The sequence below is a fragment of the Spiroplasma clarkii genome (assembly GCF_002795265.1).
Taxonomy (GTDB): domain Bacteria; phylum Bacillota_I; class Bacilli_A; order Mycoplasmatales; family Mycoplasmataceae; genus Spiroplasma_A; species Spiroplasma_A clarkii.
The window spans coordinates 630441-649131 of the sequence record NZ_CP024870.1 but is presented as its reverse complement, the minus strand read 5'-3'; the positions used below and the strand labels follow the sequence as shown (position 1 = coordinate 649131).

18 protein-coding genes are annotated in these 18691 nt (G+C 30.0%); 1 reads left to right on the top strand and 17 read right to left on the bottom strand.

Going from position 1 to position 18691, the window contains the following annotated elements; all coding sequences use genetic code 4:
- Window positions 1-204: 204 nt before the first annotated feature.
- Together SCLAR_RS02885 and SCLAR_RS02880 are read right to left on the bottom strand one after the other, a co-directional pair.
- Window positions 205-2496 carry a hypothetical protein gene (locus SCLAR_RS02885; protein ID WP_100254438.1) on the bottom strand — a complete coding sequence of 764 codons (2292 nt, stop codon included), beginning with the start codon at window positions 2494-2496 and terminating at the stop codon, window positions 205-207.
- Between the two features lie 82 nt (window positions 2497-2578).
- Window positions 2579-3352, bottom strand: a complete 774-nt coding sequence (locus tag SCLAR_RS02880; RefSeq protein WP_100254437.1) for a hypothetical protein — start codon at window positions 3350-3352, stop codon at window positions 2579-2581.
- A gap of 98 nt (window positions 3353-3450) precedes the next feature.
- Between SCLAR_RS02880 and ispH the strand changes: the two genes are divergently transcribed.
- Window positions 3451-4320, top strand: a complete 870-nt coding sequence (gene ispH, locus SCLAR_RS02875; protein WP_100254436.1) for a 4-hydroxy-3-methylbut-2-enyl diphosphate reductase — start codon at window positions 3451-3453, stop codon at window positions 4318-4320.
- Window positions 4321-4355: 35 nt separating this feature from the next.
- Here ispH and SCLAR_RS02870 read toward each other — a convergent pair whose 3' ends face one another.
- From SCLAR_RS02870 to SCLAR_RS02800, 15 genes are all read right to left on the bottom strand, one after another.
- Window positions 4356-5147 carry a Nif3-like dinuclear metal center hexameric protein gene (locus tag SCLAR_RS02870; RefSeq protein WP_100254435.1) on the bottom strand — a complete coding sequence of 264 codons (792 nt, stop codon included), beginning with the start codon at window positions 5145-5147 and terminating at the stop codon, window positions 4356-4358.
- Complete coding sequence (locus SCLAR_RS02865; RefSeq protein WP_100254434.1) at window positions 5134-5832, bottom strand: tRNA (adenine(22)-N(1))-methyltransferase; 699 nt, start codon at window positions 5830-5832, stop codon at window positions 5134-5136. The genes SCLAR_RS02870 and SCLAR_RS02865 overlap by 14 nt, the downstream gene beginning before the upstream one ends.
- Window position 5833: 1 nt before the next feature.
- Window positions 5834-7237 carry a sigma-70 family RNA polymerase sigma factor gene (locus tag SCLAR_RS02860; RefSeq protein ID WP_100254433.1) on the bottom strand — a complete coding sequence of 468 codons (1404 nt, stop codon included), beginning with the start codon at window positions 7235-7237 and terminating at the stop codon, window positions 5834-5836.
- Window positions 7237-9213: a DNA primase gene (gene dnaG / locus SCLAR_RS02855; protein WP_169921841.1), complete on the bottom strand. Its 1977-nt coding sequence runs from the start codon at window positions 9211-9213 to the stop codon at window positions 7237-7239. Before dnaG ends, SCLAR_RS02860 begins: the two co-directional genes overlap by 1 nt.
- Window positions 9214-9232: 19 nt before the next feature.
- On the bottom strand, window positions 9233-10597 hold the full coding sequence (locus SCLAR_RS02850) for a glycine--tRNA ligase (RefSeq protein ID WP_100254431.1): 1365 nt from the start codon (window positions 10595-10597) through the stop codon (window positions 9233-9235).
- Between the two features lie 103 nt (window positions 10598-10700).
- Window positions 10701-11483, bottom strand: coding sequence for a DNA repair protein RecO (gene recO, locus SCLAR_RS02845; RefSeq protein WP_100254430.1), 783 nt, complete (start codon window positions 11481-11483; stop codon window positions 10701-10703).
- Window positions 11484-11491: 8 nt separating this feature from the next.
- Window positions 11492-12394 carry a GTPase Era gene (gene era / locus SCLAR_RS02840; RefSeq protein WP_100255221.1) on the bottom strand — a complete coding sequence of 301 codons (903 nt, stop codon included), beginning with the start codon at window positions 12392-12394 and terminating at the stop codon, window positions 11492-11494.
- A gap of 16 nt (window positions 12395-12410) precedes the next feature.
- Window positions 12411-13568 carry a hypothetical protein gene (locus SCLAR_RS02835; RefSeq protein ID WP_100254429.1) on the bottom strand — a complete coding sequence of 386 codons (1158 nt, stop codon included), beginning with the start codon at window positions 13566-13568 and terminating at the stop codon, window positions 12411-12413.
- A 17-nt stretch (window positions 13569-13585) separates the two neighbouring features.
- A complete protein-coding gene (locus SCLAR_RS02830; protein ID WP_100254428.1) occupies window positions 13586-14263 on the bottom strand; it encodes a hypothetical protein in 678 nt (225 codons plus the stop codon).
- Window positions 14264-14345: 82 nt separating this feature from the next.
- Window positions 14346-14747 carry a cytidine deaminase gene (gene cdd / locus SCLAR_RS02825; RefSeq protein ID WP_211277560.1) on the bottom strand — a complete coding sequence of 134 codons (402 nt, stop codon included), beginning with the start codon at window positions 14745-14747 and terminating at the stop codon, window positions 14346-14348.
- Between the two features lie 17 nt (window positions 14748-14764).
- A complete protein-coding gene (locus tag SCLAR_RS02820) occupies window positions 14765-15178 on the bottom strand; it encodes a diacylglycerol kinase family protein (protein ID WP_100254427.1) in 414 nt (137 codons plus the stop codon).
- A gap of 21 nt (window positions 15179-15199) precedes the next feature.
- A complete protein-coding gene (ybeY, locus tag SCLAR_RS02815) occupies window positions 15200-15670 on the bottom strand; it encodes an rRNA maturation RNase YbeY (RefSeq protein ID WP_100254426.1) in 471 nt (156 codons plus the stop codon).
- Between the two features lie 32 nt (window positions 15671-15702).
- The gene (locus tag SCLAR_RS02810; RefSeq protein WP_100254425.1) at window positions 15703-16083 is read right to left on the bottom strand and encodes a hypothetical protein; all 381 of its coding nucleotides are present in this window, start codon (window positions 16081-16083) and stop codon (window positions 15703-15705) included.
- Between the two features lie 60 nt (window positions 16084-16143).
- Window positions 16144-18102: an ATP-binding cassette domain-containing protein gene (locus tag SCLAR_RS02805; protein WP_100254424.1), complete on the bottom strand. Its 1959-nt coding sequence runs from the start codon at window positions 18100-18102 to the stop codon at window positions 16144-16146.
- Between the two features lie 58 nt (window positions 18103-18160).
- Window positions 18161-18652, bottom strand: a complete 492-nt coding sequence (locus SCLAR_RS02800) for an LSm family protein (RefSeq protein WP_100254423.1) — start codon at window positions 18650-18652, stop codon at window positions 18161-18163.
- Between the last annotated feature and the right edge of the window lie 39 nt (window positions 18653-18691).

Sequence of the window (18691 nt, the reverse complement as noted above, 5' to 3'; positions counted from 1 at the left end):
TTATCTTATATCAAATGCCTGAGCTTGAGTTGATATAAGTCTTATTCATTACTCATTCATATCTTTTTAATTATTAGCAAATCAACAAACAGATGCATTTATGCATTTGCTGATTATAATATAATTATAAAAACCACACTTTGTGTGGTTTTTTAGTTCTTCAATTCCTTTTAATAATAAAAAAACACCTTTTAAAAAGGTGTTTTAACCACTAGGATTTTCAAGTGGGGGAATCTTGTGATCTAAATTATCTGGATTATTCATAACTCAACTTTTTCAATAGTTAATAAGAGCTCCTTTTGAACCTTTATCATTGTCAATGTTTAGTATAACATTGAATGAATGATTCTCAATGCTTGAGTCTTGTAGACTTCATCATGTGAGTGATGGCTTATCTTGGAGTCTTATATTCCCATAGCTATCAAAGCTATTATTGATGTAAAGAGTAATCTCTGCAGAGCCAAACTCTAAGCCAGAATCATAAATTGTATCTCTCAAGTTTGATTTGCCAGTATTTTTTGCTAAGTCAATTAATTGAACAAAATTTTCACTAGTAATTAAAGTTAAAAATGCCTCATCATCATCCTTTCTGTTATCTTCAAAGCTATATGAGAAATTTCCTTGGTAGTAATTATCAAATGAAATCCCTCCTGCAAAACCAATAGCGAAGGCATCTTGAAGTTGTCTAGTTGCACCATCTGAAATTAACCTTGCCATCATAGCGATTGAGATCTCATCTTTATTGTTGTCATTAACTTTAAACTGATCCAAGTATCCAGCCCCAGCAAATCAATCTTCATCACTGTAGTCAGTATCATCTCCTAGTTTGCTTAAGTCAAATGGTTCAGACTGAACAGTTTTATCATTACCTCCTTGACCTCATCCAGATTCTTTTGCAATTTCTGGATAAATTTTATTAAATCTATCATTATAAAAAGCATTTAAAAATCCGTCATCTGAGATAAACTCCTGATCTGTTGATCATTGGTCTTTGCCTTTATCTGGACTATAAGTTAACTTATCAACATTATCTTCAAGAGGGTCTAGACTTTGGTAAAAGTAACCAATATTTAATAATTGAGATGGGTTTGCTCCAAAATTTGATAAATTTGCCATTGACTTAATTTCATGGTTTCTTCCATCCATATCACTGTAATAAAAATTAGTTTTCAACTCTGACATTGCTGCTATGTCATCCTCAGTTGATCCAAAAGTACCGTTCTCTCTTGAAATCTTAATAGCATATCTTAGTTCATTAATAATTGCTGAAATCTCTGAACTAGTTAGTTCACCATTTCTATCTTTTTCTTGACTGTCAGACAGACTTTCATAAAACACAAGAACTCTTTGTTTTGCAACATCTTCTAGATGCTCTAATTCTTTAATTCTATATACTGCACTTCTAACTTTTTCTCAAATAGTGATCATTATTTGGTTAGCATATTCTAAATCTGAATCACTATAATCATACTTGTTGTCATAACGATTTAACATACCATTAAACATCATTAAGAAAATTTGATTTCTTAATCTAGTTTTAACATCTTCAAGAATCACTTTACTTCCTAACCAAATTGGTTCATTTGTTAAGTAGTCATTTAATGCATCCTCAATTTCTGCTTGGTTATCTGCCAATACTTTATTTACAATATTTGAGTTAATAAACATGTTGTTTACCAAATCAACAACTGATGGAGTATATCCAAAAACTGAACTTGGAACAGTTGTAATTGAGTCATCAAAAATATCTTGTAAATCAATTAATTCTGAACTATTTACAAAACCCTGGTAAATATGACCACGGTTCTGGGTTTGAGGGTTAGTTGAATGCTCTACAGTAATTGCAGCATTAAGTTTTGCTGGATCTGCATTTGGTAAAACCCAAACTGCATCAGCATTTGACTTAGGTACATCAACAATACCCTTATCATCAACAACAATGCGTTTGTTAATGTTAACTCTAGCATATTTTGGATTTCCAGCACCTTTTCAACCAGCTTTTTCACTATCTAAAAAAGTTACAGATAATGAAAAATCGTCATTGGTTGGTAACCAAGCACTGGCATTTGAAGCAATTCCTCGTTCTGCAGAAAGTCTTAGAAATTGATTAAAACCTCATCGTGAAGATTGTCATTGTAATTTTGAATTAATTCATTGGTAGTTTGGCACAGATGCTGAAATATTACCCAATAGTTGATTTGCCAATAAGACCACTCTAAAACTTAAACCTAAACTTGGACCATTTATACTTTGGTTCATTGAGGTTTCTAGACCCAACAATTTGATTAAATCTTTTAAATCACTTTGACTAATATTAGCTCCAATTTTGACCCTATTTCTAACTAACATATTTGTATTCAATGATGTAATTGAAAGCATTCTAACTGAATCAGGAGTGTTGTTAGTTAAATTAATACCTTTTTTACAAGCAACTACATTTGTTAATGATCCTGAAATTACTACAGTCGCCATTAAAATTGTTAATAATTTTTTCATACTTCCACTCCCCTTTTGAATATTATAACAAAAAAGTCTAACTAAATTAGACTAAAAATTACTACCAAATTTTTGACTAGACTTAAAAATCATCACTTGTATCAAAATGAGTTGTGTCTCCACTACTACTTGGAGGTTTTCTTTTAGAAACTTTACTATCTAACTTATCATGTTTGGCTTGAAGTCGAGCATCTTTGCGTTGGGCTCGCAAATCTCCCAAATAACTAAAGAAGTCTGAGATTTTTCCTCAAACTCAAACTAATACCATTCCTAAAGTTCATAATAAAATAATGGTTGTAAAGAGACAACCAACTGCATAATATAAAACAGCTGAAACCCCAGCAGCTCTTTGAGCAAAGTCTTCTGAAATTGCTCCAGGCACTGCATGAAAAGCTTGATGAGGTAAAATCCCCCCACCTCCAGCATAAGTTATTAGACCAGGAATTAAAATAAATAACCCACCCAGAATTGAAAAATGAATGAACTTTGTTCATTTTAAGTAATCTTCTTTGGGTACTTCAATAAACCTATCACTAAGTTTTTCTTGGATAAATCAATTAGCAAAAGTAAAATACAAAAAGGGAATAATGGGAATAATGGGAATATACCCAATTACAGTGGCTGCAAAAATAAAACCTTGAGCAGAATTTGGCTCAACTCGAGAAGTTACCAATAATGAATATAAACCTTCAAACCAGTAAGAAAATGAACCTCGTAGATGTGGAACTGCATATGCTAAAATTAGCATAAGGATTTGAAAGATAAACAAGCAAGTAATAGTAAAGCACATTCAAAAAATCTTGTACAATCTTTTATAAGGTTTTAGTTTGGTGACAAAACTGTGGATTTTTTTCATAATGTGCCTCCTTACAATACTATTATTTTAAATTATTTTTAGTCCAATTTTAAAAGAATATCTAGATTTTATAATAAAATTAAGAGAGGTGAAAATAAATGAAAGTAATTAAAGTAACTCCAAGAGGATTTTGTTTAGGAGTAGTTCGGTCAATCAAAATGGCCCAAAATGCTGTTAAACAATATCCAAATCAAAAAATTTTTATGATTGGTATGCTTGTGCACAATAAAATCATTGTCAATGAGCTGAAAAACTTAGGAATTCAAGTATTAGATGATTGAAAAAAATCTCGCTATGATTTAGTTAATTCAATACCTGAGAATAGTGTTGTGATTTTTTCAGCTCATGGAACTGATCCAAAAGTTGTAGAATTAGCACTGCAACGTAATTTAACTTGTATTGATACAAAATGTGAATGAGTTCTTGAAACTGAAGTGTTAATTCAAGAACACCTAGCAAAAAGTTATGAAATTATTTTCATTGGTAAAACCAATCACCCAGAAACTGTGGCTTTAACCAGTTTAGATCCTCAACACATTCATTTAGTTACCTCACTTGCAGAAGTTGCCCTACTAAATTTAACTAGTGCAAAAATCTTTATTACAAATCAAACTACTTTATCAATCATTGATACTAATTTAATTTATCAAGCAATTTTAAAAAAATATCCTCAAGCTGTTGCAAAAAATGATATTTGTCAAGCCACTCTAGTGCGTCAACAAGCTGTCTTAGACCTAAATCCAGAGGAAATTGACCTATTATATGTTGTTGGGGATGAAAGAAGCAATAACACCCTTAAATTAGTGGAATTGGCCCAAACTAAGGGTATAAAAGCTATCAGAATTGACAGCAAAGCAGATATTGATGTAAAACAAATTTATCAACTTAACACCATTGCAGTAACTGCTGGAGCCAGTACTTCAAGCATCATTCAAAATGAAGTTATCAACTATTTACAAAGTTTATAAAAAGTCTGACCAGTGGTCAGACTTTTAGATTTTACTTAAACTACTTTAAAAAGATTTTTGATATCATAATCATAAACTACAATATCTGTGAATGTTTTGTATAGTTTATTTCTAATGTCATCAATAAAGTGATTTTCCATATAATGACCTAGGGTTAACAGATCCACATGATTTTGGTCTGCATATAGTCATTCATGTCATTTTACTTCACCAGTCACAAAAACTGCATTTTGCAGCTTTAAGTGTGACATAGTATCAGAACCTGAACCTGGAGTTAAATAAATTTTACGAACAAGTTTATTGAGGTCTGAGTTAACAGACAAAGCTAACTGTTCTTGACCAAAAATCAATTTCATATTTTCAACAATTTCAGATAAAGCAATTTCTCTTAAAAACTCAATTTTATACCCTTCTTGGTTTTCACCAACAACTTCATATTTTTTGATATTAAATCTAGTTTCTAATAAATCAATTAAATTATTTGATTCACTATTATCATAGTTTGTGTGAATTGAAAAAACTTGAATTTCATGAGCTATTAAAGCATCATAGACTTCTTTTTTAGCAGGATTTTGCAACTCCTCATTTATGTCACCAAAAAAGAAAGGGTGACGTGAAATAATAAAATTGGCTTTAGTAGTAATTGCTTTTTCAACAACATCTTTGGTAACATCTAAACACACCACCACGGCACTAATTTCATCTTGACTTGGTAAATTGTAAACCTCTTCAATTTGTAATCCAACTGTATCTCATTCAGCTGCATGAGTTTGAGGGAATAGATCATTTAAATAGTTTATTAAACTATTTGTGTTAACTTTTGACATTTGTTTTCTCCTTCTTAAGTAGTTTATTAATAAGTTTTTTCTTTTTCATAAACTGCTTATATTTTTTATCCTTTTTTGGGATTTGATTTAATAAACTGATAATTTTTTGTTCTTCTAAATAAAGCTTTTGTTCTAACAAGGCATTATTTTTAGTTTTAGACAAGATTGGTCCAAAGAACAAATCAAACTTACTTTTGACTTTATGTCCTGCAAATTTGTTAACCTTTATTATTTCATAAATAATTTCATTATCTAGAACTAAGGTTTCAGTCTCAATATAATATTTATTTTTTTTAACTCATCTCCTTAGTGGTTCCACATCTGTGTTTGGTGCTAAAACATAACAATCAATAAACTCATGATCTTTTTTAAGAATTTCTAAAATTGTGTTAGCACCCATTCCAGCAATAATGCAAGAAGAAATTTTTATTCTCTTTTCTTTAAATCATTCAATTCCATCAGCTAAAACTGGTTGTACCTTATCACTTACTGCAAAACTTTGAATGTTGTTTTTAGCAACTTGCAAAGGTTTTTTGGCAATATCTGTGGCATAGACTTTTGTAACATGCCCAGACTTTGCTAAGTAAATTGGCAAATAAGCATGATCTGTACCAATATCTGCTACAACTTCACCATCGGAAATCAGATTTGCAATAGCAAATAATCTTGGGGTTACAATACTCATCTTAACCTTTAAAGAAGTCCCTTAAAACTTTAGCTTTGGGATTAGATGCTGAAGGTTTGAACTTTCTAATAGTTTTGGCTTCAATTTGCCTGATTCTTTCACGAGTAACTTTTAATTCACGACCAACTTCTTCTAAAGTTTTGAGAGAGTCATATTTTGAAAGATGCATTTGAATAATTGCAGCTTTATATCTTTGAACTTTTTCAATTGAAGTATCATAATGAATTTCTAAATTAGCAATCACTTCTTTTAATTGTTCTGCAGAGTCATCATCGCACTCCTCTGCTAGACGAACTAAGGTTCTTAATTTTGTTGGTAAAATTCCAAAACGCATTCTAATAACTTTTTCTTCTCTGGGTTGCAGAATATCTGCAAAAACATCATCAATTACTTCACGTAATGCTTCTTTTTCTGCATATTCATCTGGAGATGAAATATCTTTGTCTTCAACAAAATCACCAAAATGGGTATCATCTTCATCACCAAATGGTTTTTCTAAACTTACTGGTTCAATTGAAAGCTTTTTGATTTCTACAACTTTTGCAGCAGTAATCCCTTTCCCAAATTTTTTTGCGATTTCTCTTGGTAAAGGTTCTCTTCCTAATTCTTGGGTTAATTGTCTTTCAATTCTAGTTAATTTATTAATAGTTTCCACCATATGGACCGGAATCCGAATTGTTCTTGCTTGATCGGCAATTGCTCTAGTAATTGCTTGACGAATTCATCAAGTAGCATAAGTTGAGAATTTAAACCCTTTGGTATAGTCAAACTTGTCAACTGCTTTCATTAAACCAATGTTTCCTTCTTCAATTAAGTCAGCAAAATCAAGACCACGATTTAGATGTTTACGAGCTACAGAAATTACTAATTTCAAGTTAGAAGTAATCAACTTATCTCTTCCTTCTTTTCTATCTGCTTCATCTTCACTTTCTAACATTTTTGCATATTCAACCTCTTCATCTTTGGTTAAAATTTTTGATGAACCAATTTGGTTGAAATATGATTTAATAATATCTTGAATTTTAGTTTCATTGCTAATCCCACCAACTCGATATTTAACTGTGGTGTTATTTTGATTTTGTTTTTTTAGGTCTTTTGCTTTTCGCTTTCTTTCAGCAAAACCTTCAACCATATCTTCAACAGATTCTTCATCATCTTCATCATCAATTTTTGCTAATTTTTCAAGGTCTTCTTCATCAATAATTTCATCAGTATAAACTACATTTCTGTTAGCAAGTTCTTCAAATAGTTCATTGATTTCTTCTTCATCAATATCTTTAAACTTCTTGTAAAAAACCTCTTGGATTTCTTCTTGTGATACTTCATTATCATTTTTTTCTAAATAATTAAATAAGTATTCCTTAAACTCTTCCATTGTTTCAAATTTTTTGTAATTTAGTGCCATTATTTATTCCTCTCCTCTTTCTTGGTCATAATTGTTCGAATCTCTTGCATAATTTTATCACATAGTTCATGCAAGATTATCTTTGCTTGGTAATCTGTGGTTTTAATCATTTTTCTCAATGTGTCATCATGCCTTGCCCACAATTTATAAAGTTTAATTGTGTCAAGCATGTCATTAATACCTCCAATTGAATAGTGCTTGTCATCTTTGGTAAAATCAAGTCGATTTTTAGTTTCATATAGTGGCGATTCACTCAGCCCTTTAACTTTAGCCAAAGAAGTTTGAATGGTTTCAAGTGAATTTCCTTGGTATTCGTTTTTTTCATACATACTGATAATATGCTGAATAACTTTCATGTAACTGAAATTTGTAAATAATTCTAAATTATTTTTAATCACTTCAAGATTTGCTGAGTTGCCAACAAGGTTAACAAGCAGTAGTGATTCAGCTCGTTTGCGACGTTCACTAAACAAGTTCTTTTGCTGAGTTGAGTGGCTAACATTAAGTTTAACAGTTTCATAGTTTTGTGCTTCAGGATTAAGAAAATCTGACTCATAGTTTTGATTTATGTTAGTGTGGATTATAAAATCATCAACAACATCTTTATTTTCAAAAGTTTGATCAACTCACAAATTATTATAATCAAACTCTTCAGGACGATAAGTGGCTTCTGGATGAACTACTTCAACTTTTGCTACAGTTTTAATTAATTTATTTATTTCATCAATTTCCACACCACTAATTTTTGCTAGACGATTGATTGAGGTTGTTTTAATAATAGCATCTCGTTCATGCTCAATAATTTCAACAATTTTTTTAACATACTCTGCTAGACTTGTTGAATTATTCTTATTAAGAAACTGCAAATAATACTCCATGGCAAAGTCAAGTGGGTGCCGCGCATTAAAGATCATTTCTTCAACCAGGTTCTTGTTCCCCTGAACCACAAGTTCATCAGGATCTTGATTGGTTTTGTTTTCAATAATAGATACATTAATGTTGCGGTCCATTAAAAATACTGCAGTCTTTAAAGCAGCACTTACTCCAGCTTTATCGCCATCTAAAAATAGTTTAAAATTTTTAGTGACTTTTGAAAAAAGTTTAACATGGTAGTCTGATAAATTAGTCCCCATAATTGCTACTGAATTTTTGATGCCAATTCTTTCTAAACTAATTACATCCATAAAACCTTCTAGAATAACAATTTCATTAGCTACTCGAATGTGGTTGATGGCATTAGCAAAGTTATAAGCAAGTTGAGATTTTTTAAAAACTATATTTTCAATACTATTTTTGTATTTGGGTTCATCACCAGTTTGAAAGGCTCTCCCTGAGAAACCAATAATATTATTTTCATTATCTCAGATTGGAAAAACAATTCTATTTTCAAAGAAATTTCATTCTTTGGTACCCTTACTTGAAAATAATTTAGAATTTTCTAAATCTCTAAGTTCAAAGCCTTTTTTTAATAGATATTGCTTTAAGTCCATATCTTTTGGAACAAAACCAATGTGAAATTTTGAAATTTCACTTTTTTTAATGCCTCTTTGCATTAGATATTCTCGAGCTAGTTTAGCACTTTTTGTAATTAACATGGCATTAAAAAATTTAGCAGCTTCATTATTAATAACTAAAACTCTAGCCTCAGCATTGTTAAATCGAGGGCGATCATCAAGATTTTTTAGACCATCAATTTTTACTTTGACTGTTGAGGCTACAATATTTAGTGCTTTAAAAAAGGTTGTGTTATTAAATTCTTGAACAAAGGTAATAACATTACCCCCAACTCCACAAACAAAACATTTAAAGATTTTTTTAGATGGAGCTATGTGTAAAGATGGATCTTTATCGTCATGAAAGGGACAAACAGCTAAATAATTGCGACCTTTTTTTTGGATATCTAAGTATTTGCCAATAATATCTGCTATATTTGCTTTATTAATGACTTCATCAATTTGTGCTTGATTAATTGCCATGTCCATCACCTCACATCTTTTATAATTTTGTTGTTAAGTAATTTTTAAGTTCACTCAATGCCACTTTGACTTGTTTCATTGTATCACGATCTCTGACAGTTACAGTCTTTTCTGTTTCTGTGTCAAAATCAATTGTAACACAAAGTGGAGTTCCTATGGCATCTTGTCGGCGATAACGTTTACCAATATTTCCAGTAACATCCAAAACTGCATCAAAATCTACTAACAACTCTTCATAAAGTTGCTCAGCAGCTGCATTTTGTTGTTTTTGTAAAGGAAAGACTGCCACTTGATATGGAACTAAGTTATTTGGTAATTTCATAACTACCCTTTCACCATTTTCAACAGCCTCTTCAGTGTATGCTTGACAAAAGATTGCTAACATTAGTCTTTCGACTCCAACACTTGGTTCAATTACATATGGTAGATACCTTTCATTTGTATTTGGATCTAAGTATGTTAAATCTTGAGCACTAAATTTTTGGTGTTGAGATAGGTCAAAGTCTCCACGATGTGCAATCCCTCATAACTCACCAGTTCCAAATGGATATTTAAATTCAATATCCACTGTTCTTTTAGCATAGTGTGCCAACTCTTCTTTATTGTGTTCTCTAACTAAAAAATTATTGGGGTGAATTTTTAAAACATCTTTCAAGAAAGTTTGAACTTGATTTAACCAGTATTCAAATCAGTCAAAATTATCACTTGGAGCAAAGAAAAATTCTAATTCCATCTGTTCAAACTCACGAGTTCTAAAAATAAAGTTCCCAGGAGTTATTTCATTTCTAAAAGACTTCCCAATTTGTCCTATTCCAAATGGTAGTTTCTTGCGCATTGCTCTTTGACAATTTTTGTATTGTGCAAAAATTCCCTGTGCTGTTTCAGGTCGTAAGTAAACTACAGACCCTTCATCTTCAACAACACCTTGATTTGTTTTAAACATTAAAGCAAATTGTCGAATATTGGTGAAACTTTGTTTTTGACACTTAGGACATAAAATCTTTTTGGCTGTAATAAACTCTTCAAGTTGTTGATTGGTTCACCCGCCAACATTTAATTCAGGGAATTTTTCCTCAATTAGCTTATCAGCTCTCCAACGAGACTTACATTCCTTACAATCAATTAATGGATCATTAAAATTTCTTAAATGACCACTAGCTTCTCAAACTTTGGAATTAAGAATAATTGATGAATCCAAACCTAAATTATGAGGGTTTTTTTTAACAAAAAACCCCCATCACAATTTTTTTAATTTTGCTTTAATTTCAGCACCTAATGGTCCATAGTCTCATGAATTTGCAAGTCCCCCATAAATTTCAGACCCCTGAAAAATAAAACCTTGTGCCTTCAAGTGAGCAATTAATTTTTCCATTTCAATTTTCATTGTGTAATCTCCTAAATAAATAGATAATTTTAAATCCAAAACCTAAAATTAAATACCCACATATTTTCCTATAAAATTAATACTTGTCTACCCAATATAAGTGTTATTGATAGTTCATTATTATTTTATCGTTAATTTTCATAACTGCACTATTTTTAATAATTTTTAATGCCCCTATGAAAACACCCAATTCATCAACCAAATAGTTTATCAAAAACTGATGGAGAACTATTAAATCATTAGTATTATAAATCATTTCTGTTAATTGGGTAAAATTAAATTCATTAAAACTACTAAAAATTTTCACAAATGATGGTGGTTGTTTTTTTTCACCAGGTCATAAGCATTTAACACAAACTAGTGTTTTATCAGTATATTCAAATCGAGCATATGAGTTGGTGGTTTTTTTACAACGACTACAGCGATTAGTTCGCAAACGATATTCACTATTTTGAATAAAGTAAAGCAAAAAAATTGCATAGTTTAAAAAACCATTTCTTTTGGCTTTCATGTTTTCTAAAACTGTTTTAAAAGCATAATAAATATTTACTGCTTTAAAACCTGGGGGTAACAATTGGGTTAACAAATTTACCAAAATCGAGACAAAAACATAGTTATTGTAATTTGTGGCAATGGCATAAAAATCAACAATTAGTCTCCCTGTTTTAAGCTTACTAACCTTCTCATCTTTACGAGCTTTAAATATTTCAAATTCACTACAAGTCAAATTTTGGACTGAGTATTTATTTTTTGAACCCTCTTTATTAACTCCAGGAGCAAAAAAAGATAAAATCCCAAATTGTTTTGAAAAAACCTTAACAATTTTGGCAAAATCATCATAATCAATACTATCTAAAACAATTCCCTCAATTTTTACAGCACTCATTTTTGCTCCTAATAACTATCCTTATCATAACCAAGCTGCTTAATTAGTGAAGCAGATTGTCTTCATTTTGCTTTGGTTTTAACATATAACTCCAAGTAAAATTGTTTATTAAATAGTTCTTCAAGTTTTTTTCTAGCCTCAGTACCAATTGCTTTAATTTTACTTCCCTTGTTACCAATTAAAATTCCCTTTTGACTATCTCTTTCAACAATAATCGAGGCAATAACTTTAATTAAAGTATCTTTTTCTTCAAACTTATCAATCAAAATTGCTACACTATGAGGAACTTCTTGTTCGGTTTGTAGTAAAATTTCTTCACGAATAATTTCACGAATTAAAAAACGCTCAGGTTGATCAGTATACTGGTCATCTGGATAAAACTTAATTCCTGTATTAGGAAAAACTTGTTTAATTTCATCTAATAAAGCTGGTAAATTTAAACCAGTTGTTGCACTAACTGGAATTATCTTAGCAAATTTGTAACCATAATTTTTTCACTCTTGGATTTTTAAATCTAATAATTCCTTTGAGACTAGATCTGCTTTGGTGATGAGTAAAAAAACTGGTACATCTCTTTCTTGTAATGATTTAACTAAAAAGCGGTCATTTTCTCCAATAAATTCATCACTTGGTGCTAAAAGTAAAATTACATCTGTGCCCTTGGTTGCTTGCAAAGCCACTCGGTTCATATAACGATCCAATTCATTTTGAACTTTATGTAGCCCTGGAGTATCCACAAAAACAATTTGAGCATCTGGTGTAGTTAAAATACCTTGAATTCTATTTCTAGTGGTTTGTGCCTTTTCAGTGACAATTGACACTTTTTTATTTAATAATGTGTTTAATAATGTTGATTTTCCCACATTGGGACGACCAACAATACTTACAAAACCTGATTTTATTTTTTCCAAAACTATTTCCTCTAAACTAAATGGTAGTTTCACTTTCTTTGATTTCTTGTTTTTCTTCACGCTGTTCTAAATACTTTTCAAAATCATCTTTGTTGTCAAACATATTTAAAACAACTGCTTTGATTTCTTCTTTATCTTTTAAAGTTCAGGTATACCGAATTGCTGCCCTAAAACTGTATCCCCAAGGGAATAGCAGCATTATGTAACAATACATATATCAGTTACCACTTTGTCAAGCTTGACCTTGGATTAGCACAAGTCCATAAATGGCTAAACCCAATAAAAAGGTTTGGTTTAATCAGTAAAAAATTAAGCTTAGTCGATTATAAGGCACTACAAATGAAGCTATAAAAACAACATAACCAAAAATTAAAATTATATATTTAAAAACTAAGAATTGAGTGTTAGCAAACACATCCATCAGTTCAAAAACTGAGGCAATAAAAATTGAAAACCACCCAGCAATTATCATTCCTCGACGAGATTTGATTTCCCCAGGAGTGACTCAGGTTTTAAAAACAAAACCATTTTCTTTGTCTTCAGTACGACGATAACGATCAATTCTAATTCATTCACGATTTCAAATGTTAACTTCTCTTCACAAGTCTGAGATTGGTGCAAAAGAAATCATTGCCCCAATTATCATGACCACTCAAATTCATTGTGTGGTGATAACAGTGAAAAATCCTGAGAAACTGTTAAAATTCTGTAAAATACCAACCCATGCTAAGATAAAGATAAAACTTGAATAAAGCATGGCCTCTGCAATGTACAAGGCATTAAAAATACTTGTAAAAATTGTTACCCCTTTCCCCAATGTCATATTTAACATCACAATCATAACAATTGCTAGCAAGAAAATATGATAAAGTTGGACTGATAAAAAGAAATTTAAAACAAAAACTTGTTCTTTTAACAATCAAAGTTGTTCAGCTGGCACAACTGCATTAGAACCAATATTAAGACCGACAGTAAGACGAGCATATAAGAAAAAGCAAATTCAAACTGCTTGAAAAGGCATTAGATAAGTTGCACTACACAAAATTCTAATTCTTGATAAAAAATCACCTTCAGAAACTATATTAACATTTTTAGATTTTAAAAATCTTTTAGTATAGATATTTCCAAGTTTTCCCATAACTAAACGATCAGATAATCCAGATTTGCTTGCCATTCTTACACCTCCAATTTTTAAAAAAACATATTAATAAACACTAATACTCAACCTAGAAAAAAGACAGAAATAGATGATCAATAAATGATTTTAAAGTCTTTTCAAACTTTTTCTTTTTTTGCCAGATTGATTTGACGAACTTCATCGTTGACAACTCTTTTGATGCGGAAAAATTCAAGTGTTTTAATTATTCCACAAAAAAACACAGTACACAGAAAAATTACACAAATGCTGACTATTCCACTAACTTTTGTCATTGTATTGATTTGAAATAATCAATTGGGAAAGTCCAAGTAAGAACCACCCATAACTACACCCACAGTTAGTATCCAAACTCAAAAATGAGTTCAAGCCTTTCCTCAAATTGCAGATGAGATAAAGTTTTTTGCGTGCAACTCATTAAAATATCATAATAAATCACGACTATTATACTCCATAGCTCCTGCAAAAATTGAGCGAGCATAGTTAACATCTCTGTAAAGCAACCTTTTGTTAACATTTGTTAATTTAGATAAATTCAAGTCATACTTTAGTTTTTCAAATAACTTTTCACCATCAACTCTAGTATGTAAACGGCCATTTAAAATTCTTCTTTGAATTGCAGCAAAAATTAGGGGTGTAATTACAACCAAAATAAACCCCACTGCTGCAAAAGCATCAGTTACTATTGTGTCTCAACTAAACCAACTAATCACAAAATTGCCTCCTTGCTTTGTATCATTATATAAAATTCTGACTTAAAATGATATTAAAACTAATAAAATTAACACTTGGGGATTAAGCTAAATCACAAGCTGTAAACCCTTCTGGTAGAAAATACCCAATTGTGTATTCACCAACAAAATCATTTTTGTTAAAAATCCACATTTTTTGATTTGGATCTAAAATTTCAATTAAAGTCTGACGACATGTACCACAAGGTGAACCAAATTTATCTGAATCAGTGTATAAAGCCACCAATTCAACATCATTTTTATTGTAACCTTGGGCCACCAATTGAGGTACTGCAGCTCTTTCTGCACAAATTGTTGGGTTATATGCAGCATTTTCAACATTAACTCCAATAATTTTTTCCCCATTTTTTAAGTAAATGATACAAGCTACTTTAAAATGAGAATATGGCACATAGGCTCTTTCTTTTAATTTCTTTAACTCTTCAAATACTACTTGTTTATCCATATTAATTACCTGCCATTCTAAGAAGTGACTGACATGATAAAGTCAATTAATTTTGGTAAGAATAATAAAAATCCAATTGCAACTGAACAAATTGCATTAATAATACTTGCAGCTGCACAAATATCTTTGATTTTTTTGGCTTTAATGTTGTATTCAAAACTTAACAAATCAACAAAGTTTTCAATTGAAGTGTTAACAAATTCAAAACCAACCACAACTCCAATTGTTAAAATTAGAATTGATCACTCAATGGTTGAAATTTTTAATCAAATTCCCAAACCTACACACAAAACAATTACAATTAAGTAAACAATAAGAGTAGACTCTTCTTTTAAAGCAGTAATAACCCCTCTTGCTGCATTACCAAATTTGTTTTTTACCCTAATTCCGACATTAGCTCTTTTTTTAATTTTTTTATCTTTATCTGCCATGTTTCTGCTCCCTTCCTAATATTATACTATTTTATAGTCAACATTAATCACTTTTAAGATATTATCTGTTAAACTAAACATTATTTCCGCTGCTGTTTTATCAAGTTCATGGTCATAACCTAAAATGTGCAGTAAGCCATGAGTAAATAGTCAAGCCATTTCATTGTAAATTGTGTGATTGTATTCTTTTGCTTTTTTTTGAGCAATTGAGTAAGTGATAAAGATATCACCAATTTCTTTAAAATCCAACTGGTCATAGATTCCCATTGGATCATCAATTGGAAAAGAAAGTACATCACCAGCATAATCTTTACCTCGATAAGTTTGATTCAAATTTAGTGATTTTTCTTCATCAATAAAGTTTACTGATAACATTAAATCCTGAGTAATTTTTAATTGTTGTTTGGTAATTGCTAAAATTTGTTGAAAAACTGCTTCATAACTGTGAAGTTCAGGTAAATCAAATTCATATGTAAAACTAATTTCTTCCATATTTAAAACCCTCACTAAGTTAATTATAACAACTATTCTAGTGATGCAAACAAATACTTAAAGAGACTAGTTTTTGCCCCATACAATTCCACAGTGCTGACAAAACTTTGTAGATTTTTTAAATCAACATCTTCTAAGTAAAGCAAACCATCTTTATAAACTAAATGTTTTGTTGGTAAATTTTGAGCTGTTGTGACATAATTGATTGTAAAATACCTAATTTCACTCAGGTTTATTTTGCTTTGAGTTAATAGAATGGCTTTTCGACTAATTTGTCCGGTTTCATCCACTTGATCTTGAACAACCACAACTTCATGATAAATGTTTGTTTTTTGTAAAAACAACAAACCAATTATACCAGTAAGAGCTAGTAAACAATGACAAAAATAGCTACCCAATGATTTATTTTTCATTTTTAATCACCATATGTTTTGCAAAATAGTTTTGATAATGTTTGTTATGATCGCTCATTATTATCAGAGAGTTTGACTTACACTGTAAAAACTTCTCAAATAAATCATAGGCTGGCTATGATCAACATTACTAAGTGGCTCATCAATTAAATATACTTGTTTACTTGTGAAAAATAAAGCCATAAAGTTAATGATTTGTCTTTGACCTTTACTTAAATTGGCCCCATTATCTCGTAAAGTTTTGTGTAAATCAAGATTATGGGTTTTTAAAATTGTTAAAAAATCCAGTTGTTTAAATAACTCTAGGTCAATTTTATTTTTAAATTGTTGTAAATTTGCTCACACTGTACCATTAAATAAATAATCATATTGACCAAGGTATAAAACACTTTCTCTTAATTTGGTTTTATTAATGTTTTTTAGGTCAATTCCATTAATCAATAACTCTCCTTCATAATTGTTAGTGCTGCCACATAACAATTGTAAAAAACTAGTTTTTCCACTCCCACTCATTCCAGAAATAAAAGTGTTTTGGTTAATTGAACAGTTAATATTATTAACTGTTCTAACTTCATTTTTATATTTATAAAGATTTTTACATTCAAAACTTTTAATTGTTTCTAACTCAACAATTTCTGGGTTTTCTTCACTGCTTTCTAAAAGTAGTTTAACTTCATTAAGAGCAATTTTATTTGTTTCACGATTTAAAATAGTACTTAAAACTGTTTCAGAAAAACTAGTGCAATATGCTGAGATTGAAACATAAAATAATAACTGTTCAAAACTTAGTTTTTCTTTAAAAATCAGAATTTGAGCAATATAAAAAGTTAGTAAGAAAGCTGCTTTAACCACTAAATTAACTATAAAATGATTAAAATTTTTAATCACATCAATTTTGTTTTCATGTTCTAAACTGAGGTTAAAACTTGAATTGATTTTATTGCGATAAACTGGCTCTAAATTTTTGGTTTTAATTTCTTGGTTCCCATCCAAGAGTTCTCGAAATAGAACACTAAAATTGATACTATCTTGATGAGCTGCTAAAACTCTATCCTTTAAAATGCTATTAAAAAAAATTGAACTTAAAAAGCATAATGTATTTTCAATTAAAATTAAAATTAAAAAAGTTGGTGATAATCATGAGATTAAAACAACTGCCATTAAAAATAAAACCCCTTGACTTGGAATCGTTAAACAAAATTGAATCAAAGCTTGAGTAATTGTATTAATGTGCATAATCTTTTTGATTCAGGCTTCTTTTTTTTGTGTTTCTAGGATTTCAAAATCAATTTCAAGCAATTTATTAAAATAGATGTCATACAATTTCTTGTTTAAATTCAAGCGAATATTAAAAACTAAACGACTAAGACTTCAAGTTAAGAAAATTTGGATAAAAAATAAAATTCCATAGCCTAAAAAAAGGACCTGCTTATTGCTTGCAACACCAATTTTTAAATTTTGAGCATAGGTTTTTAAAAAACCATTTGCTAACATGATTGCTAAATTCAGCATAATCGCAATCACAAAGTAAAAAGAAAAATTCTTAATGTCTTCAAAAAGAAAATGACTTCAATTAAATAATGAATTTACCTTGAATTTATATTTGTTTAGTTTTCTAGCAATACCAAAGTAACCACTAAACTTTGTCTGTAGTTCTTTGAGTTGAATTCATTTAATGTCCTTGTCATTAGGATCACCAACCAAAACTTTGGTGCCTTTGATTTTATAAACAACAATAAAATGTTCTTGATAATCAATAACTAAATTTAAAATCATCGGTTCAGCTGGACATAACTCACAAAAGTCTTCAAATGAAGCATAGTATGATTTAAATTCAATGTTATATTTGGCAAAAATTAGTTCCAGATTGTAAAAACTTAGTTCATTGTCAAAAACTACACTCTGGTATTTTAGCTCTTCAATAGTGAGCTCACTATTTTGTAAATAATTAATTAGCATACAAGTTACTGCGACCCCGCAATCCTTGTTGATTTTTTGTTGGATAAATTTGTACTGCATAATGCCCTCCTAATTATATAATCGTATTGATTTTGGAGTTTTTGCACAAAAAAAACCATTAAAATTTAATGGCAAATCGGATAAAAATTATTTCTGTAAATTTAAGAATTGCTTTCTTTGGTTTTCCTTTTAAAAAGAAGCTAAAAGTAAATTCCTCAGTACTTGGATTATAAGTATTTAAAGTGGCATTGAATTCACTAACCCCTTCATAACTGGTGCTTGTCTTTAAAAAAAAGTATTTATTGATGTTATTAATAAGCACTTCTTTATTTTTAACTTGGCGCTCAGCTCCAGCACTAGCAACCTCTAAAACATAAGGTTCAGTTAAATCTGTGTCATCATCAAGCAAAACAGAAATAGCTTCATTGGCTGCAATCAAGTTATCAAATTCAACATTCGTCACACTTGAATCACTATTTTCTGCTAAAATTTGGAGTACATTGGTTTCATGCTCATAAATTCAGTTAATTTCAAACAATTGCAAATGGTTTTGTGCTAGAATTTCTTGAATTTGGGTTTGATACTTAGTGATAATTTGTGCTTTTGACATGTTTTGCTCCTTATTTTGTATAAATTAATTATAAAGTAA